The organism is Pseudomonas sp. WPR_5_2, from assembly GCF_003634475.1.
Taxonomy (GTDB): domain Bacteria; phylum Pseudomonadota; class Gammaproteobacteria; order Pseudomonadales; family Pseudomonadaceae; genus Aquipseudomonas; species Aquipseudomonas izuensis.
Window position 1 is genome coordinate 1,889,693 of sequence record NZ_RBLA01000001.1, and the last position, 21,418, is coordinate 1,911,110.

The window sequence follows — 21,418 nt, forward strand, 5'->3', positions numbered from 1 at the left end:
TTGGATCAAAACGGCGCCCGGCGCTTGCCGCCGAACACCTTCAGTTATGAGCCCTGACTGACCAGGGCTTCGACAGGTTCAATAGTATCGTTACGGATCACTGCACCGAACTGCTGCATCATTTGCTGGATGAACGGATCGCCGTGGATCGACTCCTCGGCCTCGCGCTGACGGTCCGCACGACGGCGGGACGCAGCCTGGGCCGGGGTTTCCTGCTCGGGCTTGATCAGCTCCATGGTCAGGGTCAGGTTACGCCCATGATATTGGTTCAACGCATCGTTGAGGCGACGTTGCTGTGTGGCGTTGAACAAGGCGCTGTGGGCCGGGTCCAGGTGCAACAGCCAATTGTCGCCATCAACGGCGATCAAGGTGCAGTTGGCGGCGATACTGCCGGTCATGCCGGAGATCGGCAATTTCGGGAACAGTTCCAGCCATTGCAGGGCCAGGCCCGTGGCCGGCGCGGCGGCGGGTTCCGGCTCGGGCTCCGGCGCTGGTTCGGCGGCGTGTTCGCTGGCCAGATCATCGAGGTAGCTGTAGGCCGAGTCCATGTCCGGTTCGATGTAGTCCTCGTCCAGCGGCGGCTCGTCGTCAAGGTCCATGCCCGGCGTGGCGGCATCGACGTCGGCCACGGATGGCTCCGGGATTGGCGCAGCGGCCCACTCCGGAGCGTCCGGCACCACGCTGTCAGGCGTCGGCAACGGCATCGGTGGCAATTCGGGTTGTTCGCTGGCGGTTTCCAGTACCGGTTCCACCGCTGGTTGCTGGACAGTGGCCGGCTCGACCGGGTCATTCCACGGCAGGTCGACAACCTCTTCGACCACGTCCGCCTCGACCACGGGCTCAGGCAACACCACAGGGGCAACCGGTTCACGTGTGGGAGCCGGCGCCGGAGCAACGACTGGCGCAGGGACCACGGGGGCAACGGCCGCAGCGACTACCGGCGCTACCACCGGCGCGGCAGCCACTGGTTTGGCGGAATCAACTGTGGCCTGGCTGATCCCCACTGGCTTTAGCGGTTGCCTCGGGGCGTCCGCGGTGTCGGCGGGACGGAACGCGAGCATCCGCAGCAGCACCATTTCGAAGCCGCCTCGCGGGTCCGGCGCCAGCGGCAAATCGCGGCGACCGATCAGGCCCATCTGGTAATAGAACTGCACATCTTCGGCCGGCAAGGCCTGGGCCAGCGCCAGTACCCGGTCACGGTCGCCGTGACCGTTGTCGACACCCTCGGGCAAGGCCTGGGCGATGGCAACACGGTGCAGCACGTTGAGAATTTCCGAAAGCACGCCATTCCAGTCCGGGCCTTGCTCGGCCAGATGACGGACGGCTTCGAGCAACGCCTTGGCATCCCCTTCGATCAGCGCATGCAGCACGTCGTAGACCTGACCGTGATCGAGGGTACCAAGCATCGCCCGCACGTCGGCGGCCATGACCTTGCCTTCACCAAAGGCAATCGCCTGGTCGGTGAGGCTCATGGCGTCGCGCATCGAACCATCGGCGGCACGGCCCAGCAACCACAGTGCATCGTCTTCGAACGGCACGTTCTCGACGCCCAGCACATGGGTCAAATGCTCGACCACGCGCTCCGGGGTCATGTTCTTGAGTGAGAACTGCAGGCACCGCGAAAGAATCGTTGCAGGAAGTTTCTGCGGGTCGGTGGTGGCCAGGATGAATTTTACGTAGGGTGGCGGCTCTTCCAGGGTTTTTAGCAGCGCATTGAAGGAATGGCTGGAGAGCATGTGCACTTCGTCGATCAGGTAGACCTTGAAGCGCCCGCGGCTCGGCGCGTACTGCACGTTGTCGAGCAGCTCGCGGGTATCCTCGACCTTGGTGCGGCTGGCGGCGTCGATTTCGATCAGGTCGACGAATCGGCCTTCATCAATCTCGCGGCATACCGAACACTCGCCACAGGGCGTGGAAGTGATACCTGTTTCACAATTCAGGCATTTAGCGATGATTCGCGCGATGGTGGTCTTGCCGACCCCGCGCGTACCGGTAAACAGGTAGGCGTGGTGCAGCCGCTGGCTGTCCAAGGCATTGATCAGAGCCTTGAGCACATGGGTCTGGCCGACCATTTCGCGGAACGAGCGCGGACGCCATTTACGTGCAAGAACCTGATAACTCATCGAAAACCATCGCCACTGGGAAGCAGAAGCGGCTAATGCTAGCGGAGCAAGGCCAAAATTGCATCCGGTGCGCTCGTCTAATCTGGCTAAGCTGCTTTTTGGGGGCTTTTTGATTCAAAGATAGCGGAGCGTTTATGCGGCTGGCCTTGGGGGCACTGCTGTTGATCAGCCTGGACGGCACCGCCGCGCAAGCGCCGTTGCGCTTCGTGGTGCCCGACAGTTGGGCAATGCCGATGGTGCAGCTGGAAAATGGCCGGCCGACCCAGGGCATCTTGTACGACGTCATGCTCAGCCTGGCGACCCAAATCGGCGTACCGGCGGAATTCCATGTACTGCCCAGAGGGCGTGTGCAAAGTGCCATGGAACATGGCGAGGTCGATATCCGCTGCTATGTTGCGCAGTCCTGGCTACCGGACCCGTCCGGCGACTACCTCTGGAGCATCCCGCTCTTCACTCAAGCTGATTTGCTGGTCAGCCGCCCTGCCCCGCAGACTTCAGTAATTGCGGCGAACCTGCCGCGACAATCCATCGGCACGGTGCTCGGCTACAGCTATCCGACCTTGCAGCCGTTGTTCGACGCCAATCAATTGCACCGCGACGATGCCCGCAATCAGGAGCAGGTGCTGGAAAAACTCTACGCCGGGCGCAATCGCTATGCCGTCAGCAATCAATGGACACTGGACTGGTTCAACCAGCGCCTGCTGCCGGGTCGGCAACTGCAAGGCGTGGCGGTGCTACAGGAGCAAAACGTTGGGTGCTACGTGCGCAATGATCCAAAAGTGCCGGGGCAACGGATCCTGCGTACGTTGGTGCAGATGAAAATGTCCGGGGAGATCGATGACATCATCGGGCTCTACATCGGCGGCAAACCATAAACCCTTGTGGGAGCGAGCCTGCTCGCGAATGCGGATTGTCAGTCTCATGGATGCCGAATGTGACGCCGCCTTCGCGAGCAGGCTCGCTCCCACATTGCATTTTCATGCGCCTGACGCCGTTTGATCCAGCACCCGCCATTTCAGCGGCACGACAAACCCTGCGACCCACCCCGGCACCTCTGCCGGCGGCATCGGGCGGGCGATGAAATAGCCCTGGGCCACGTCGCAGCCCAACCGCATCAGCAACTCACCGTGCTCGACGCTTTCCAGCCCCTCGGCAATCACCTGCCGGCCAAACGCCCGGGCCAGGCCGATGATCGCGGTGGTCAGGGCAAGATCGTCGCCGTCTTGCAGAATGTCGCGCACAAAGGATTTATCGACCTTGATGGTTTGGGTGCGCAGGCGCTTGAGGTAGCTCAGGGAAGAATAACCCGTGCCGAAATCCCCCAATGAAAATTGCACCCCCAGCGCCTGGCAGGCCTGCAAGCAATCGCTGACGTGCTGGATATTTTCAATGGCGACCGACTCGACGATTTCCAGGTCAAGCCGCTGCGGCGCGACTCTGGCATGTCGTGCCAGCACTTTTTTAAGCCTCTCGACAAAATCCGCCCGCTGAAAATGCCGTGCCGCGATGTTGATGCTCACCGGCCAGTCATGGCCGGCCTGCTGCCACTGATCCAGTTGCGTCAGCACCTGGTCCATCACCCACTCGCCGATGTCGATAATCAGGTCGGTTTCTTCCACCAGCGGCAAGAACGCCCGGGCCGGCACGATGCCCTGTTGCGGATGCTCCCAGCGCAGCAACGCCTCGAACCCGACGACCTCACCATGGCGCATGTTGACCTTGGGCTGGTAATGCAGGCGCAATTCATCGGCGGCCAGCGCCTGGCGCACCCGTTCGACTGTCTGGTGAGTGGCCTTGACCTCCCGATCCCGGGATACGTCGAATAGATGAAAGCGTTTGCGGCCGCTCTGCTTGGCCACATACATCGCCTGATCGGCATGGCGCAACAGAGTTTCAGCATCTTCATGGTCATGAGGAAACAGTGTGACGCCGATACTGGCAAACACATTGATGTCCTTGCCACTGAGCGAGTACGGCGCGGAAATCGCCTCCAGCACCCGGTTCAGTGCCGCGCGCAATTCCGGCAAATCGCGCACATAACGCAGTACCAGCACGAACTCATCCCCGGCCAGCCGCGCCACCACATCTTCGCCACGTACGATGCCGCGCAATCGTTTGGCTACTTCCACCAATAAAAGATCACCGCTGGCATGCCCGTAGCCATCGTTGACCGCCTTGAAGCCGTCGAGGTCAAGCATGCACACCGCCAGCGGGATGCCTTCCTGCCGCGAAAACTCCAGCGCCTGATCCAGCAAGTCCGATAGAAACGCGCGATTGGGCAGCCCGGTCAACACGTCATGCCCGACCCGCCATTGCAGGGAGTGCAGCAACTGACGCTTCTCGCTGATATCGAAACGAATCGATAAATAGCGCTCGATGCGCCCAGTGGCTTTATCGAGTACCGGCACCATGGTGCTTTCGACCCAATACAGGCTCCCGTCCTTGGTGCGATTGCAGATTTCACCCTTCCAGACATTGCCCGAGGCGATGGTGCGCCACATCCCGACGAAAAACTCGGCCGAATGCATGCCGGAATTGAGCATGCGATGGTTCTGCCCAAGCAACTCCTCGCGGCTGTAGCCCGAGATCGCACAGAATTGATCGTTGACGTGGGTAATCCGGCCGGTCAGATCGGTCTCGGAAAAAATGGCGGCGGCATCCACGGCCCTGCGGTACTTCTCATCCATGAGTCAGACTCGCTGTCACTGGCGGTGGAACCCGTTTAAGGCAGCAACACCAATACTGGTAATATTTTTGTCGAACCTGGGCACTCGCAATCCTGCGAGTGCGCGCGATAGTGGTTCATTTACTGCGTTCCAACTTCCGGGAACAGGTCACCCAACGCGCCTTCAGGGCGGCGATTCTACGAAACGCATCACATTTTGCAAAGCAAGGTGATGGATCATGCAGTTGTATAATGCAAAAATCTATCGTTAAGTTCTTGATTCTAAATGGGAATTGAGCGATGCAAATTTCAAGTTTGGGTCCGGCCATTCGGCGCTACCGCAAGGTCGCGGGGCTTACTCAGGCTGAACTTGGCGAAAAAACCGGTTTTGACCCCAAAACCATCAGCCGCTTCGAAACCGGCACCTATACCCCCAGCGTGGACGTACTGTTCCTGCTTGCCAATGTGCTGGGCGTGAAGCTGAAAGCCTTTTTCGCCGATCTGGGCGAAGAAGATGAACAGCGGGCGTATCTGTTCGATGTCGTACATAAAGCCACCCCGAAGGATCTGGGAAAGCTGATCGCAGCGGTTGACCAGGCCTTGTCCAAGCCTTAGTGCCAGAAAAGAAAAAAGGAGGCCGACTTGTCATGCTGACAGGTCAGCCTCCTTTTTATGTCGTAGCCTGAATCGGAAACGACAAAAAACCGCTATGGACTTGGTCCATGGCAGTGCAATAAAAGTACTTTCATATAGAAACACGAAGAGGGTTCGCGTGGCGTTAAGGTGGCGACCCCACCAGCCACACCCCGGCACACAATGTCACCGCTGCGGCTGCTCCCTTCCAGGCCTGACCGGGTTCACGGCTGATCGTTGCGGGGGGACCGATGGGGTCACCATAACGACGCTCACCTGACGGCGAGCCGCGCCATTGTACCTATCTGAGACGAAGTTACAACCGTTCGGGCGGATTAAAAAATATAGCTGCTTCAATGACATGCAGAACGCCCGAAAGATCGCAGCGTCCGGCAGTCTCTACAGGTCCTGCAAGACCTCGTCCGCCCTGCCCCCCTCGCGCTGAATGACCAGATGAATAAAGTGCAGCTTGGCGATCACCGCCGGTGGCAGCACGAAGGGATAAAAATCCGGCTGGCCCATGCTGCGCGACAGCTCATTGAGCATGCCGGCCAGTTCGATCCAGGCGTTGACGAACGACAGGAACGCCGCCCCGCCCGGATGTTGCGGGTCGTAGAGGGTATCCAGCGGAAATGGCTGATAGTCGAAGTCCATTTCCCGGGCGCTCATGCCAAACCCCAGCGCCGTATCCACCGCGTCCATCATGTGCAGGTAGTGCGCCCAGGTTTCAGCCCAGTCCTCCCACGGGTGCATCGTGGCGTAGGCGCTGACGTAGTGCTGCTGCCAATCAAGGGGGGCACCTTGTTGATAATGCCGATCCAGCGCCTCGGCGTAGCTGGCGCGCTCATCGCCGAACAGCCCGCGGAATGGTTCCAGCCAATCATTGCCAGCGATCAAACGGTCCCAGTAGTAGTGCCCTACTTCGTGACGGAAGTGCCCAAGCAGGGTGCGATAGGGTTCGTGCATCTGTACCCGCACCTGTTCGCGATGGGCATCGTCGGCTTCTTTGATATCAAGGGTGATCAGACCGTTCGCGTGGCCGGTGGTGGGTGGCTTGCCTTCAAGGTCGACACCTATGAAATCGAAGGCCAGGCCCGCCGCCTCGTCGACAGTCTTGGGAATCACCTGCAAACCCAAACTGACCAATTGCGCCACCAGACGCCGCTTGGCGGTTTCCACCTTGCGCCAGCGTTCGTGGTTTTCGGCTATCGATAGATCAGGAATAGTGCGATTCAGGCTACAGGCGATACACAAGGCACCCTGATCATGGGCAGGTAGCAACCAATTGCAGGCGGCCGGGGAATCGAGGTTGGCGCAACGGTGAAACAGGCCTGCGCCAGGATCGGCATCAAGGAGCCAGGTGCCCGTTTGCGCCCCCGGTTGCAGCGAGGACAAGCGACTCTGCTCCGGCTGATAACCCAACGCCGCGGAACAGGCCAGGCACTGGCTGTTGCGAAAGAACAGCGACTGCCCGCAACGACAGGGCCAGACCTTGCTATTGCGCGAACTATCGCCTTTGAAAGGCGCGGCGAGGCGCGAACTGAGCTGTTCGAAGAAACGGTACATGGCGATCTCTCCCTGGGGCTTGCCAAGACTAGATCATTCCTGATCGACGATCGTTCCCGATATTTGTGAGCGGGCTGAGATCGCTTTCGCTGGCAAGCCAGCTCCTACAAAGATCGCGTAAACCCTGTAGGAGCTGGCTTGCCAGCGAAGGCGGCATGCTTGACACACCGCGTCGCCAGCTTCGCCAGCAAGCCGGCTCCTACAAAGATCGCATAGGTCCTGCAGGAGCCGGCTTGCCAGCGAATGGCCTCACACCGATAGGCCGTGCGTACTCAGAAATCCGACAAACGCCTCTTCATCCAGCACCTTCAGCCCCAGCTCGTTGGCCTTGGTCAATTTCGACCCTGCCCCCGGCCCCGCCACCACGCAATGGGTCTTGGCCGATACCGAGCCGGCGACCTTCGCGCCGAGGCTTTCAAGTTTCTCCTTGGCCACATCGCGGCTCATCAGCTCCAACGAACCGGTCAGCACCCAGGTCTGGCCGGCCAACGGCAAACCTTCGACGACTTTCTTTTCGCTGTGCCAGTGCATGCCGAATTCGGCCAATTGCGTTTCGGCCGCCGCGGCCAGCAGGCGATTGTCCTCGACTGCAAAAAACTCACGAACCGAATTGGCCTGCTTCTCCGGCAGCGCCTGACGCATGTCCAGCCAGTCGGCGTCGATCACCCCTTGCAGCGATCCGAATTTGTCGGCCAGCTTCTGCGCCCCGCCCGGCCCGACCGAAGGAATGTGCAGCTTGTCGAGGAAACCACCGAGTGTCGTGCTGGCGGCAAATTCGGCGCCCAGCTCGCCCTGATCCTGAATCTGCAACCCGTGCTTGAGCAGATCGGCGATGACCTGCTGGTTATGCGCATCCTCAAAGAAGCTGTGAATCTCGTGAGCCACTTCCAGGCCAACATCCGGCAAGTACGTCAGCACTTGCGGCAGTGCTTGCTGCACCCGCGCCAACGAGCCCAGGGAGCGCGCCAGCACCTTGGCCGTCTCTTCGCCGACATCGGGAATCCCGAGGGCATAGATGAAGCGCGCCAGGCCTGGCTTCTTGCTGTCTTCGATGGCGCCGAGCAACTTCCTGCTCGACAGTTCGGCAAAGCCTTCCAGGTCGACAATGTCCTCGAACTTCAGGGCGTAGAGATCCGCGGGCGAACTCACCAGACCTTCATCCACCAATTGTTCGACGCTCTTGTCGCCCAGGCCCTCGATGTCCATCGCCCGACGGGAAACGAAGTGAATGATCGCCTGCTTGAGTTGCGCGCCACAGGCCAGTCGACCGACACAGCGATAGACCGCACCTTCGCTGACGGTCTCGCGACCCTTGCTACGCTTGACCAGTTGCGTGCGCTCGACATGGGAACCGCAGACCGGGCACTGCTCCGGAATCTGCACCGGCCGCGCGTTGTCCGGACGCCGCTCGGTGACCACTTGCACCACTTGCGGAATCACGTCGCCGGCGCGGCGGATGATCACTGTGTCGCCGATCATCAGCCCCAGTCGCGCCACCTCATCCATGTTGTGCAGCGTCGCATTCGCCACGGTGACACCCGCCACCTTGACCGGTTTCAGGCGCGCCACTGGCGTGACGGCGCCGGTGCGGCCAACCTGGAACTCCACATCGAGCAACTCGGTGAGTTCTTCCATGGCCGGAAATTTATGGGCGATGGCCCAGCGCGGCTCACGGGCACGGAAACCCAGCTCGCGCTGGGAGGCAATGCTGTTGACCTTGAACACCACGCCATCGATTTCATAGGGCAACGCATTGCGCCGCTCGCCAATGTCGCGATAGTAGTCCAGGCACTCATCGATACCGTTCGCCAGTTTCAGCTCATGACTGATCGGCATGCCCCAGGCCTTGAGCTGCTGCAGATTACCAATGTGCGTGTCGGCAATATCCGCGGACACCTGGCCGATGCCGTAGCAGCAGAATTCCAATGGCCGGTTGGCGGTGATCTTCGAATCCAGTTGCCGCAAGCTGCCCGCCGCCGCATTGCGCGGGTTGGCGAACGTCTTGCCGCCGACCTCCAGTTGCGTGGCATTGAGCCGCTCGAATCCGGCCTTGGACATGAACACTTCCCCCCGCACTTCCAGGGTCGGTGGCCAACCGGTGCCGTGCAGTTTGAGCGGGATGTTGCGCACGGTGCGCACATTGACGCTGATGTCTTCGCCGGTGGTGCCGTCGCCGCGCGTGGCGCCGCGCACCAGCACGCCATCCTGATACAACAGACTGACCGCCAGACCATCGAGCTTGGGCTCGCAGCTGTATTCAACCGCAGCGCCACCACCGAACAGATCACCAGCCGGCAAGTCCAGCCCCTCGGTCACCCGACGATCAAACTCGCGCATGTCGGTTTCTTCGAAGGCATTGCCGAGGCTGAGCATCGGCACTTCGTGGCGCACCTGAGTGAATGCCGACAACGCCTCGCTGCCCACTCGCTGGGTCGGCGAGTCGCTGGTGATCAGTTCGGGATTAGCGGCTTCAAGCGCCTTGAGCTCGTTGAACAGCCGATCATACTCGGCGTCCGGAATGCTCGGCTCGTCCAGCACGTGATAGCGGTAATTGTGCAGATCCAGCTCGGCACGCAGCTCTAGAATGCGGTTTTTGGCGGCAGTCATCGGTGTTCTCTCATAAAGCAAAAGAGCAGCCGAGGCTGCTCAATCTATTGTGCCGATCGTCCCGCGCCCGGCGCGGGAACAACCTTTTGAATCAACGTTTCTGGGTCAGGGCGCGACGCTCGAATTCAACGATGCGCTGACGGTAGTGTTCGATCGTCTGGGCGGTCAACACGCTGCGCTGATCGTCTTTCAGTTCGCCATTCAGCTCCTGGGACAGTTTGCGCGCCGCGGCCACCATCACGTCGAAGGCTTGCTTGGGATGACGCGGGCCTGGCAGCCCCAGGAAGAAGCTCACCGCCGGGGTACTGAAGTGGTCGATGTCATCCAGATCAAAAACGCCTGGCTTGACCGCATTGGCCATGGAGAACAGAACTTCGCCATTGCCGGCCATGCTTTCGTGACGATGGAAGATGTCCATTTCGCCAAAACGCAGACCGCTTTCCAGAATGTTCTGCAACAACGCCGGGCCTTTGAAGCCGGCGGCGTCGCGGCAAATCACGCTGATCACCAGCACTTCTTCGGCTTGCGGCTGATCTTTTTCGCTGACCGCAGCCGAAGCCTTGGTGTCTTCGACAAAATCGTCGTCGCGGCTGCTGAAGCCTGGGCCGCCGTCCAGATCGAGATTGAGGTTCAGGTCGCCCTGGGACGGCTCGCCACCACGCTTGCCGCGCTTGGAACCCGATTCACGGGTTTCGCGAGGCTCGCGCGCCGGCATGCTCACCGACGGCAGATCCTGCTCGTCCAGATGCGGTTCCTTATGGTCGTCCAGCACGCGGGACGGGCCCAACAGCTCGGCGCTGGTGTCCTCGTCCGGCAGGTTGGACAGACTTCGGTCAAGACGGAATTTCAGTTTTCCCTTGCCGCCGCGCATACGGCGCCAGCCATCAAAAAGAATACCGGCAATGACAATAATGCCGATGACGATCAGCCACTCGCGCAGACCGATTTCCATGTAATCCCGTGCCTCTATAAAAAATGCTGAAAAATAAGGGGTTTACAACCTGTAAACACCTTTAAAACGTGGCGCCAACTCTATGTTCTGACAGGTGTTTTGCCCACGTATACGAAAAATTGACATTAAACTAGCACGACCAAAGGTAACTTTACACCGTCTGTCACATAGGCTTCAGCGAATATGTCGATTGGCCAGCAACTCAGGACAAGTAAAAAAGTCCTACACGTCAGTAGTACCTATCCTACAGAGACAACTCAAGCCTCCACCATCGCCATCGCCTCCTCGACATCCACGGCCACCAGACGTGAACACCCCGGCTCGTGCATCGTCACCCCCATCAGTTGTTCGGCCATTTCCATGGCGATCTTGTTGTGGGTGATATAGATGAACTGCACCGTCTGCGACATCTCTTTGACCAGTCGTGCGTAGCGTCCCACGTTAGCGTCATCCAATGGCGCGTCCACCTCATCGAGCATGCAGAACGGCGCCGGGTTCAACTTGAAGATCGCAAAAACCAGGGCCAATGCCGTCAGGGCTTTTTCGCCACCGGAGAGCAAATGGATGGTGCTGTTCTTCTTTCCGGGCGGTTGCGCCATGATCGTCACCCCTGTATCGAGTAGATCTTCGCCCGTCAGTTCCAAATACGCGCGACCTCCACCGAAAACTTTTGGGAAAAGCGCCTGTAAACCGCCATTGATCTGATCAAAGGTATCCTTGAAGCGGTTGCGGGTTTCCTTGTCGATCTTGCGAATCACGTTTTCCAGCGTCTCGAGCGCCTCCACCAGATCGGCGTCCTGCGCATCCAGATAACGTTTACGCTCGGATTGTTGCTGGTATTCGTCGATGGCCGCGAGGTTGATCGCGCCCAGGCGCTGTATACGCGCGGCGATGCGTTCAAGCTCTTCCTCGGCGGCTTTTTCGCTGGCCTCGGCGGTCAGCGTGGCGAGCACGCCATGCAGGTCGTAACCGTCTTCGATCAACTGGTCCTGCAAGGCCTTGCGCCGCACGGTCAGGGCTTGCCATTCCATGCGCTGCTGTTCGAGCTGGCTGCGGATCAACTGCGATTGCTGCTCGGCCTGGCTGCGGCGCTTTTCGGCATCGCGCAATTCGCGGTCGGCATCTTCCAGGGCGATTTGCGCGGTCTTGAGTTCTTCGTCGACGGTCATGCGCTTGTCGAGCAACTCTTCGAGTTTCAGCCGCAGCTCTTCCAGCGGCGCTTCACCCTCCTCCAGATTGAGGCTCAACTGCTCACGCTTTTCGGTGAGGCGTTCGGACTGCATTTCCAGACGCTCCAGCGCCTGGCGCGTCGAATCGTGCTGCGCCTTGAGCGAGCCCAGGCGCACCGCCAGTTGATGGGCATGATCCTTGTGCTGCCGCGCTTCCTGACGCACCCGGTCAAGCCGCTCACGCAAGCTGTCGCGCTGGGCCAGCAGCAACTCGCGCTGCTCGGTGTCCAGCGCCATGCTGTCGAGGGCTTCCTGCAATTGCAGGCGCGCTTCGCCGATGTTTTCGTGCTCCAGCGCGCGCTGCTCGGTCAACTCGGCGATTTCTTCGTCGAGGCGGGTGCGACGCAAGGCCAACTGCTCGGCCTTGGCTTTGCCGGCCGACAACTGGGCTTTCAATTCGCCTTGTTGACGGGCTTCGTCTTGCAACAAGCGACGCAAATGTTCGCGGCCATTTTCCTGTTGACGCTGTTGCGCCCTGAGATTTTGAAGCTGGCTTTCCAGGGTTTCGACGGTGGCTTCAAGCGCTTCGCGATCGAGGCCCAGTTGCTGGATTTCCTGACCGCGGGCCAGCATGCCACTTTCCGCTTCGCTGGCTCGGCGTACACGCAGAAAATGCCGACCGACCCAGTAACCGTCGCGGCTGATCAGACTCTGCCCGGCAGCCAGCTGACCGCGCAAACTCAGGGCCTGCTCAAGGCTTTCGACCGGTTTGACCTGGCCCAGCCACGGCGACAGATCGACTTGCGCCTCGACCTTGTCGAGCAAGCTGCCCGGCACACGCACGCCATCACTGGCCGGGCTGAGCAAACGCAGGTCGCCCTGGGTAAACCCGGACAAATCGAAATCGTTGAAATCGTCCACCAGCACGGCTTGCAGATCGGCGCCCAGCACGGTTTCCACCGCCAGTTCCCAACCGGCTTCTACTTTCAGGCCCTCAGCCAGGCGCGGGCGATCGGCCAGATGCTGTTCGCGCAGCCACTCGGCGGTGCCAGTGCCTGGATCGAGCGCGGCTTGCTGCAAGGCTTCCAGCGAGGCCAACCGGCCATTGAGCCGTTGCAGTTCGCCCTGGGCCTGCTGCTGCGCGGACAGCGCCTGCTGCAATTGCTGGCGAAGCTGCTCAAGCTTTTCGACCTGAGCTTCTTCACTGGTCTGTAAATCCTCCAGGGTCGCCTCGGATTCAGCGAGTTGCTCGCTGAGTTCCATGATCGCCTGGTCTTCCGGGTCCGCCGACAGCAAGGCGCGTTCTTCGCCCAAGCGCTTCTGGCGATCGGCCAGGCGTTCCAGGCTGGTTTCCAGCTGCTGGATTCGCGACTGTTGAACTTCGGACTGGCGTCGCGGCTCGGCGGCGGTCAGGTTGAACGTGTCCCACTGCTCCTGCCAGCCATGCATGGTGGCTTCGGATTCTTCCAGTGCGGCGGCAGCCTCTTCGGCGGCGGCGCTGGTGACTTCCTGCTCCGGCGTGAGCATGTCCAGCTCTTCGCCGAGGGTCAGCATCAAGGTGCGGTCATGGCCCAGGTGCGACTCGGTTTCCAGGCGCGCGCGCTCGGCTTCCTTCAAGTCATCCTGCAGCTGACGCAGGCGTTGCTGACCATGCTGGATGCTCTGCTCGACCCGGGCGATGTCGCCACCGACTGAATAGAAGCGTCCCTGCACCAGATTGAAGCGCTCGGAGAGGTCGTGGTGCCCGTCACGCAAGCGTTCGATGCTGGCGTCGGCATTACGCTGTTCGGCCACCAAGGCCTCGAAACTGACTTCCTGGGTGCCAATGATCGACTCACGCTGGCCGACCTGATCGTTCAGATCCTGCCAGCGCAGGGCCGACAGTTGCGCCTTGAGCTGACGTTCTTCGGCCTTGAGCTCCTGATACTTCTTGGCGGCCTCGGCCTGGCGATGCAAGCGCTCGAGCTGACGCTCGAGCTCTTCGCGCAGGTCGGTCAGGCGCGCGAGGTTTTCGTGGGTGCGGCGGATGCGGTTTTCGGTTTCGCGCCGGCGCTCCTTGTATTTGGAGATGCCCGCCGCTTCTTCGATGAAATTGCGCAGGTCTTCGGGCTTGGACTCGATCAGCTTGGAGATCATCCCCTGTTCGATGATCGAGTAGCTGCGCGGGCCCAGGCCGGTGCCGAGGAAAATGTCGGTGATGTCACGGCGACGGCACTTGGTGCCGTTGAGGTAATAAGTGGTCTGGCTGTCGCGGGTCACTTTGCGGCGAATGGAAATTTCCGCATAGGCCGCGTATTCACCGAGCAATGTGCCGTCGGAGTTATCGAACACCAGCTCGATGCTCGCCTGGCTTACGGGTTTGCGGCTGGTAGAACCATTGAAGATGACGTCGGTCATCGACTCGCCACGCAAGTTCTTGGCCGAACTCTCGCCCATCACCCAACGCACGGCGTCGATGATGTTCGACTTGCCGCAGCCATTGGGCCCGACCACCGCCGCCATGTTACTGGGGAAGTTCACCGTGGTCGGATCAACGAAGGATTTGAACCCTGCCAGCTTGATGCACTTGAGCCGCACGCTTAGGCGTCCGTCAGGGCGGAAATCACCAGATCGCAACTACGCTGGCCATAAGCCGTCAGCACTTGGCGAATCTGTGGAAAGTCACGGGCGATCACGGCGGCGAGCAGGCGTTCGAACAGCTCCAGATACTCGCTCATCGAGGCCTTGCGCTGATCCAGGGCAAGGAAGTAGGCACGGCTCATGGCCGGCTGCAGATTCTCGACGGTTTCCTGCAGATAAGGATTGTTGGCGAACGGATACGTGGCGCGCATCACATTGAAACTGTCGTCGACGAAGGTATGGATGTCCTGGCGTTCGTAGCTGGCGGTCAGGCGCTGCTGGATCTGCACGAAAGGCGCCAGGTCGGCCTGCACTTTCCAGCCAGTGGCCACGGCGTTGGCCAGCAGGATGTACATCTCGCCCATCAGCGTGCACAGGCTCTGCACCTTGTGCGCGGTGAGCTCGGTCACATGGGCGCCACGTCGCGGCAGGATCGCGATCAGGTGGCGACGCTCGAGAATCAGCAAGGCCTCGCGGACCGAACCACGGCTGACGTCGAGGGCCTGCGTGACCTTCTGCTCCTGGATGCGCTCTCCGGGCTTCATTTCACCGCGAATGATGCGTTCGGCGAGGTGGTGAGCGATTTGCTCGGCGAGGCTGTCCGGCGCCTTGAACGTCATGGTTGTCCTTCAAACTCTTCGATCTGCACAAGCGGCGCAGTGTAGCGCAATTGATACGTCATGGCGCAGGGCCCAACCGGCGGAATTTGGCACGATTCAAGCAAAAAGCAGCCTATCCCGCGAGGGTCAATACTGTAGGAACGAGTGGTTGATCGACGAAATGCACTTTCCTGACCTTTAAGTCAGAAAATCATTGACCGGAAAGTCAGACCTGCTAAATTCGGTTCAAGTCGGTTAACAACAATAATGAGTCTGCGAGGCCTTCCGTGATCCAGTTTTTACTTAACCAGGAACTCCGTAGCGAGCACGCCCTGGACCCGAACCTGACCGTGCTCAATTATCTGCGCGACCATGTGGGCAAACCCGGCACCAAAGAAGGCTGCGCCAGCGGTGACTGTGGCGCGTGCACCGTGGTGGTCGGCGAGTTGCAGGTGGATGACGCGGGCCGCGAGCACATTCGCTATCGCAGCCTCAATTCGTGCCTGACGTTCGTTTCCTCCCTGCACGGCAAACAACTGATCAGCGTTGAAGACCTCAAGCACAAGGGCGAACTGCACAGCGTGCAGAAAGCCATGGTTGAGTGCCACGGTTCGCAATGCGGCTTCTGCACCCCCGGTTTCGTGATGTCGCTGTTCGCCCTGCAAAAGAACAGTGAGGCGCCGGATCATCACAAGGCCCACGAAGCCCTCGCCGGCAACCTCTGCCGCTGCACCGGCTATCGGCCAATCCTGGAAGCGGCCGAACAGTCCTGCTGCGGCAAGCAACCAGACCAGTTCGATGCCCGTGAAGCCGAAACCATCGCTCGCCTCAAGGCCATCGCGCCCACCGACATCGGCGAACTCAACAGTGGCGACAAACGCTGCCTGGTACCGCTGACCGTCGCCGATCTGGCCGACCTCTACGACGCTTATCCACAAGCCCGCCTGCTGGCCGGTGGTACGGACCTGGCGCTGGAAGTGACGCAGTTCCACCGCACCCTGCCGGTGATGATCTACGTCGGCAACGTCGCCGAGATGAAAAAGATCGAACGCTTCGACGACCGCCTGGAAATCGGTGCTGCCACCGCCCTCTCCGACTGCTACGACGCCTTGAAAGCCGAGTACCCGGACTTCGGCGAACTGCTGCAACGCTTCGCTTCCCTGCAGATTCGCAACCAAGGCACCCTGGGCGGCAACATCGGCAACGCCTCGCCCATTGGTGACTCGCCACCGCTGCTGATCGCCCTCGGCGCACAGATCGTCCTGTGCAAGGGCGAAACCCGCCGCACCATGGCCCTCGAAGATTACTTCATCGACTACCGCGTCACGGCGCGTCAGGAAAGCGAGTTCATCGAAAAGATCATCGTGCCCCGCGCCAGTGCCGAACAACTGTTCCGCGCCTACAAGGTGTCCAAGCGCCTGGACGATGACATTTCCGCCGTCTGCGCCGCGTTCAATATCCGCCTTGAAAACGGCGTGATCGCCGACGCCCGCGTGGCGTTCGGCGGCATGGCGGCGATCCCGAAACGCGCCAATGCCTGCGAAACCGTGCTGCGCAATGCGCCCTTCAACAGCGCCACCCTCGAGCGCGCCTGCGCCGCACTGGCGGAGGACTTCACCCCGCTCTCGGACTTCCGCGCCAGCAAGGAATATCGCCTGCTCAGCGCGCAGAACCTGCTGCGCAAATACTTCATCGAACTGCAAACACCGCACATCGAGACCCGGGTGACCGCTTATGTCTAACCATCACGCCGTAGAGAAGACTCAGGCCGAACTGGCTGAACTGTTCGCCAAGGACCTGACCACCGGTGTCGGCCGCAGCGTCAAGCACGACAGCGCCGCCAAACATGTGTCCGGTGAAGCGCAGTACATCGACGATCGCCTGGAATTTCCGAACCAGTTGCACGTCTACGCACGACTGTCGGACCGCGCCCACGCGAAAGTCATCAGCATCGACACTTCGCCGTGCTACGCCTTCGAAGGTGTACGCATCGCCATTACCCACGAGGATGTTCCGGGCCTGAAAGACATTGGCCCGTTGATGCCCGGTGATCCGTTGCTGGCCATCGACACGGTGCAGTTCGTCGGCCAGGTAGTGATGGCTGTGGCCGCCCGTGACCTGGAGACCGCACGCAAGGCCGCCATGGCCGCGGTGATCGAATACGAAGACCTGGAACCGGTGCTGGACGTGGTCGAGGCCTTTCGCAAAAAGCATTTCGTGCTGGACAGCCACACCCATCAACGCGGTGATTCGGCAGGTGCGTTGGCGACCGCGAAAAATCGTATCCAGGGCACGTTGCACATCGGCGGCCAGGAACACTTCTACCTGGAAACCCAGATTTCTTCGGTCATGCCCACCGAAGACGGCGGCATGATCGTCTACTGCTCCACGCAGAACCCCACCGAAGTGCAGAAACTGGTGGCCGAAGTGCTGGACGTGTCGATGAACAAGATCGTCGTCGACATGCGTCGCATGGGCGGTGGTTTCGGCGGCAAGGAAACCCAGGCGGCGAGCCCGGCCTGCCTGTGCGCGGTGATCGCGCACCTGACCGGCCAACCGACCAAGATGCGCCTGCCACGGGTCGAAGACATGTTGATGACCGGCAAGCGCCACCCTTTCTATGTCGAATACGACGTGGGCTTTGACGACAGCGGGCGCCTGCACGGCATCCAGCTGGAACTGGCGGGTAACTGCGGCTGCTCGCCGGATTTGTCGAACTCGATTGTCGACCGGGCGATGTTCCACTCCGACAACTCGTATTACCTGGGCGACGCGACCATCAACGGTCACCGCTGCAAGACCAACACGGCGTCGAACACCGCCTACCGTGGTTTCGGCGGCCCGCAAGGCATGGTCGCCATCGAAGAAGTGATGGACGCCATTGCCCGCCACCTGGCCCTCGATCCGCTGGCCGTGCGCAAGGCCAACTACTACGGCAAGACCGAGCGCAACGTCACCCACTATTACCAGACCGTCGAGCACAACATGCTCGAGGAAATGACCGCCGAACTGGAGGAAAGCTGCCAGTACGCCGAGCGCCGCGAAGCAATTCGCCGCTACAACGCCAACAGCCCGATCCTGAAAAAAGGCCTGGCGCTGACCCCGGTGAAATTCGGCATTTCCTTCACCGCCAGCTTCCTCAACCAGGCAGGCGCATTGGTGCATGTCTACACCGACGGCAGCATCCACCTGAACCACGGCGGCACCGAAATGGGCCAGGGCCTGAACACCAAAGTCGCGCAGGTCGTGGCCGAAGTGTTCCAGGTGGAAATGGACCGCGTGCAGATCACCGCGACCAATACCGACAAAGTGCCGAACACGTCGCCGACCGCGGCCTCCAGCGGCGCTGACTTGAACGGTAAAGCCGCGCAGAACGCGGCGGAAACCATCAAGAAACGCCTGATCGAATTTGCTGCGCGGCAGTACAAGGTCAGCGAAGAAGATGTGGAATTCCACAACGGTCACGTACGGGTTCGCGATCACATCCTGACGTTCGAAGCGCTGATCCAGCAGGCGTATTTCTCCCAGGTGTCGCTGTCGAGCACCGGCTTCTACAAGACCCCGAAAATCTACTACGACCGCAGCCAGTCCCGTGGTCGTCCGTTCTACTACTTCGCCTTCGGTGCGGCGTGCTGCGAAGTGCTCGTCGACACGCTGACCGGCGAATACAAAATGTTGCGCACCGACATCCTCCACGACGTCGGAGCCTCGCTTAATCCGGCTATCGACATCGGCCAGGTCGAGGGTGGTTTCATCCAGGGCATGGGCTGGCTGACCATGGAAGAGCTGGTGTGGAACAACAAGGGCAAGCTGATGACCAACGGCCCGGCCAGCTACAAGATCCCGGCCGTGGCGGACATGCCGCTGGACCTGCGGGTGAAGCTGGTGGAAAACCGCAAGAACCCCGAAGACACGGTGTTCCACTCCAAGGCCGTGGGCGAGCCGCCGTTCATGCTCGGCATCGCCTCGTGGTGTGCGATCAAGGACGCGGTGGCGAGCCTGGGTGATTACAGGCATCAACCGAAAATCGATGCGCCGGCGACACCGGAGCGGGTGTTGTGGGGTTGTGAGCAGATGCGGCAGTTGAAGGCGGTGAAAACCGTTGAGACCGAAACCGAGTTGGCTTCGCTCTAGGACCGAGCTGCGGCCATCGCTGGCAAGCCAGCTCCCACAGGATTTGCATGGAATCCTAATTTGTGGGCACCACAAAACACTGTGGGAGCTGGCTTGCCAGCGATGAGGCCCGAACAGACAACAGAGATGTTGAGGTGAGATATGTACAACTGGATCGACGCCCTCGCCGACCTGCAAAACCAGGGAGAGCCCTGCGTGCTGGTGACCATCATCGAAGAGCTCGGCTCGACGCCACGCAATGCCGGCTCGAAAATGGTCATCAGTGCCCGTCAGACCTTCGACACCATCGGTGGCGGGCATCTGGAATACAAAGCCATGCAGATCGCCCGCGAGATGCTCGCCAGCGGCAAGCAGGACACCCATCTGGAGCGCTTCAGCCTTGGCGCCAGCCTCGGCCAGTGCTGCGGTGGCGCAACAGTATTGCTGTTCGAACCGATGGGTCAGGTCCAGGCGCAAATTGCCGTGTTCGGCGCCGGCCATGTCGGCCGGGCACTGGTGCCGTTGCTCGCCAGCCTGCCCTGCCGGGTGCGCTGGATCGATTCGCGGGAAGAAGAGTTCCCCGAGCAGATCCCCCACGGCGTGCGCAAGATCGTCAGCGAAGAACCGGTGGATGAAATTGACGACCTGCCCGCTGGCAGCTACTGCATCGTCATGACCCACAACCATCAGCTCGACCTCGAACTCACCGCCGCGATCCTCAAGCGCAACGACTTCGCCTACTTCGGCCTGATCGGTTCGAAGACCAAACGGGTGAAGTTCGAACATCGCCTGCGCGACCGCGGTTTCGACAATAGCGTCGTGCAACGCATGCGCTGCCCGATGGGGATTGGCGAAGTCAAAGGCAAGTTGCCTGTGGAAATCGCCATCTCCATCGCCGGCGAGATCATCGCCACCTATAACGCGAATTTCGGCCAGCACACCGCCAGCGCCGGCTCGATTGCCAAACTGCTGCCCGCTTCACGCCGCAGCCAAGCGTCCAATTGATAAGACTGAGAACCGGGAATCCCATGCCTTTGACTCGCAAAGCCTACCGCGCCGCCATCCTGCACAGCATCGCTGACCCTGCCGAAGTGGGTATAGAAGCCTCCTACGAGTATTTCGAAGACGGCCTGCTGGTGGTCGATAACGGCAAAATCAGTGCCCTGGGTCACGTCAGCGAACTGCTGCCAACCCTGTCGGCGGACATCGAAATCACCCAGTATCAGGACGCGCTGATCACGGCTGGCTTCATCGACACCCACATCCATCTGCCGCAAACCGGCATGGTCGGTGCCTACGGCGAGCAATTGCTGGACTGGCTCAACACTTACACCTTCCCGTGCGAAAGCCAGTTCGCCGATAAAGCCCATGCCGACGAAGTCGCGGACATTTTCATCAAGGAACTGCTGCGCAACGGCACCACCACCGCACTGGTGTTCGGCAGCGTGCACCCGCAGTCGGTGAACTCGTTCTTCGAGGCCGCCCAACAGTTGGATCTGCGGATGATCGCCGGCAAGGTGATGATGGACCGCAACGCTCCGGACTACCTGACCGACACCGCCGAATCCAGCTACGTGGAAAGCAAGGCGTTGATCGAGCGCTGGCACGGCAAGGGTCGCCTGCACTACGCGGTCACGCCACGATTCGCGCCCACCAGCACTCCGGAACAGCTCACCCTGGCCGGCCAGTTGCTGACTGAATACCCGGATCTGTACATGCAGACCCACATCAGCGAAAACCTCAAGGAAATCGAGTGGGTCAAGGCGCTGTTCCCGGAGCGCAAGGGCTACCTCGACGTCTACGATCACTACCAGTTGCTCGGCGAGCGCTCGGTGTTCGCCCACGGCGTGCACCTGTGTGATGCCGAATGCGCGCGCCTGGCCGAAACCGGCTCCGCGATCTCGTTCTGCCCGACCTCGAACTTCTTCCTTGGCAGCGGCCTGTTCAACCTGCCGATGGCCGAAAAGCACAAACTGAATGTGGGTCTGGGTACCGACGTCGGCGGCGGCACCAGTTTCTCGCTGCTGCAAACCCTCAACGAGGCGTACAAGGTCATGCAGCTGCAAGGTGCGCGTCTGAGTCCGTTCAAGTCGCTGTACCTGGCCACCCTCGGCGGCGCCCGCGCGCTACGCCTGGAAGACAAGATCGGCAACCTGCAACCGGGCACCGATGCCGACTTCCTGGTGCTGGACTACAACGCCACGCCATTGCTGGGCTATCGCCTGAAGCAGGCCAACAACATTGCCGAAACGTTGTTTGTATTGATGACGCTGGGGGATGACCGGACGGTGCTGCAGACGTATGCGGCGGGGAATCTGGTGCATCAGCGCTGAGTTTTCTCCGGGCATAAAAAATCCCCCGCAATCGCCAGA

Annotated in this window: 13 protein-coding genes and 1 other RNA gene; 6 read left to right on the plus strand and 8 right to left on the minus strand. The window is 60.5% G+C overall.

The window, feature by feature from the left end; translation table 11 throughout:
- Positions 1-44: 44 nt before the first annotated feature.
- On the minus strand, positions 45-2,123 hold the full coding sequence (gene dnaX, locus BJ917_RS08340; protein WP_121103041.1) for a DNA polymerase III subunit gamma/tau: 2,079 nt from the start codon (positions 2,121-2,123) through the stop codon (positions 45-47).
- 134 nt (positions 2,124-2,257) lie between these two features.
- On the opposite strand from dnaX, the gene BJ917_RS08345 reads away from it, so the two are divergent.
- On the plus strand, positions 2,258-2,998 hold the full coding sequence (locus BJ917_RS08345) for an ABC transporter substrate-binding protein (protein ID WP_096512702.1): 741 nt from the start codon (positions 2,258-2,260) through the stop codon (positions 2,996-2,998).
- A 102-nt stretch (positions 2,999-3,100) separates the two neighbouring features.
- Here BJ917_RS08345 and BJ917_RS08350 read toward each other — a convergent pair whose 3' ends face one another.
- Positions 3,101-4,810 (minus strand): bifunctional diguanylate cyclase/phosphodiesterase, encoded by a 1,710-nt coding sequence (locus tag BJ917_RS08350; RefSeq protein WP_096512703.1) that lies wholly within the window; start codon positions 4,808-4,810, stop codon positions 3,101-3,103.
- A gap of 278 nt (positions 4,811-5,088) precedes the next feature.
- Here BJ917_RS08350 and BJ917_RS08355 point away from each other — a divergent pair, with 278 nt between their 5' ends.
- Positions 5,089-5,403 carry a helix-turn-helix domain-containing protein gene (locus tag BJ917_RS08355; protein ID WP_096512704.1) on the plus strand — a complete coding sequence of 105 codons (315 nt, stop codon included), beginning with the start codon at positions 5,089-5,091 and terminating at the stop codon, positions 5,401-5,403.
- A 175-nt stretch (positions 5,404-5,578) separates the two neighbouring features.
- Here BJ917_RS08355 and ffs read toward each other — a convergent pair.
- From ffs to BJ917_RS08385, 6 genes are all read right to left on the minus strand, one after another.
- Positions 5,579-5,675: signal recognition particle sRNA small type (ffs, locus tag BJ917_RS08360), an RNA gene on the minus strand.
- Positions 5,676-5,820: 145 nt separating this feature from the next.
- Positions 5,821-6,987 carry a putative zinc-binding metallopeptidase gene (locus BJ917_RS08365; protein WP_121103042.1) on the minus strand — a complete coding sequence of 389 codons (1,167 nt, stop codon included), beginning with the start codon at positions 6,985-6,987 and terminating at the stop codon, positions 5,821-5,823.
- Between the two features lie 249 nt (positions 6,988-7,236).
- Positions 7,237-9,594, minus strand: a complete 2,358-nt coding sequence (gene ligA / locus BJ917_RS08370; protein ID WP_096512706.1) for an NAD-dependent DNA ligase LigA — start codon at positions 9,592-9,594, stop codon at positions 7,237-7,239.
- 91 nt (positions 9,595-9,685) lie between these two features.
- Positions 9,686-10,546: a cell division protein ZipA gene (gene zipA / locus BJ917_RS08375; RefSeq protein ID WP_096512707.1), complete on the minus strand. Its 861-nt coding sequence runs from the start codon at positions 10,544-10,546 to the stop codon at positions 9,686-9,688.
- 257 nt (positions 10,547-10,803) lie between these two features.
- Positions 10,804-14,292: a chromosome segregation protein SMC gene (smc, locus tag BJ917_RS08380; RefSeq protein ID WP_121103043.1), complete on the minus strand. Its 3,489-nt coding sequence runs from the start codon at positions 14,290-14,292 to the stop codon at positions 10,804-10,806.
- A gap of 2 nt (positions 14,293-14,294) precedes the next feature.
- Entirely contained in the window at positions 14,295-14,954 is a 660-nt protein-coding gene (locus BJ917_RS08385) for a GntR family transcriptional regulator (RefSeq protein ID WP_096512709.1), read from the minus strand.
- Between the two features lie 266 nt (positions 14,955-15,220).
- On the opposite strand from BJ917_RS08385, the gene xdhA reads away from it, so the two are divergent.
- The 4 genes from xdhA (at position 15,221) to guaD (ending at position 21,379) form a co-directional block, all read left to right on the plus strand.
- Positions 15,221-16,675 carry a xanthine dehydrogenase small subunit gene (gene xdhA, locus BJ917_RS08390; RefSeq protein ID WP_096512710.1) on the plus strand — a complete coding sequence of 485 codons (1,455 nt, stop codon included), beginning with the start codon at positions 15,221-15,223 and terminating at the stop codon, positions 16,673-16,675.
- A complete protein-coding gene (xdhB, locus tag BJ917_RS08395) occupies positions 16,668-19,067 on the plus strand; it encodes a xanthine dehydrogenase molybdopterin binding subunit (RefSeq protein WP_121103044.1) in 2,400 nt (799 codons plus the stop codon). Before xdhA ends, xdhB begins: the two co-directional genes overlap by 8 nt.
- A 141-nt stretch (positions 19,068-19,208) precedes the next feature.
- Positions 19,209-20,051, plus strand: a complete 843-nt coding sequence (gene xdhC, locus BJ917_RS08400; protein WP_121103045.1) for a xanthine dehydrogenase accessory protein XdhC — start codon at positions 19,209-19,211, stop codon at positions 20,049-20,051.
- Positions 20,052-20,074: 23 nt separating this feature from the next.
- Positions 20,075-21,379: a guanine deaminase gene (gene guaD / locus BJ917_RS08405; protein ID WP_121103046.1), complete on the plus strand. Its 1,305-nt coding sequence runs from the start codon at positions 20,075-20,077 to the stop codon at positions 21,377-21,379.
- Positions 21,380-21,418 lie beyond the last annotated feature (39 nt).

Bases quoted from the DNA above. Each gene is read 5' to 3' on its own strand.
- dnaX (WP_121103041.1), bottom strand. From the start codon at position 2,123: ATGAGTTATCAGGTTCTTGCACGTAAATGGCGTCCGCGCTCGTTCCGC.
- BJ917_RS08345 (WP_096512702.1), top strand. From the start codon at position 2,258: ATGCGGCTGGCCTTGGGGGCACTGCTGTTGATCAGCCTGGACGGCACC.
- BJ917_RS08350 (WP_096512703.1), bottom strand. From the start codon at position 4,810: ATGGATGAGAAGTACCGCAGGGCCGTGGATGCCGCCGCCATTTTTTCC.
- BJ917_RS08355 (WP_096512704.1), top strand. From the start codon at position 5,089: ATGCAAATTTCAAGTTTGGGTCCGGCCATTCGGCGCTACCGCAAGGTC.
- BJ917_RS08365 (WP_121103042.1), bottom strand. From the start codon at position 6,987: ATGTACCGTTTCTTCGAACAGCTCAGTTCGCGCCTCGCCGCGCCTTTC.
- ligA (WP_096512706.1), bottom strand. From the start codon at position 9,594: ATGACTGCCGCCAAAAACCGCATTCTAGAGCTGCGTGCCGAGCTGGAT.
- zipA (WP_096512707.1), bottom strand. From the start codon at position 10,546: ATGGAAATCGGTCTGCGCGAGTGGCTGATCGTCATCGGCATTATTGTC.
- BJ917_RS08385 (WP_096512709.1), bottom strand. From the start codon at position 14,954: ATGACGTTCAAGGCGCCGGACAGCCTCGCCGAGCAAATCGCTCACCAC.
- xdhB (WP_121103044.1), top strand. From the start codon at position 16,668: ATGTCTAACCATCACGCCGTAGAGAAGACTCAGGCCGAACTGGCTGAA.
- xdhC (WP_121103045.1), top strand. From the start codon at position 19,209: ATGTACAACTGGATCGACGCCCTCGCCGACCTGCAAAACCAGGGAGAG.
- guaD (WP_121103046.1), top strand. From the start codon at position 20,075: ATGCCTTTGACTCGCAAAGCCTACCGCGCCGCCATCCTGCACAGCATC.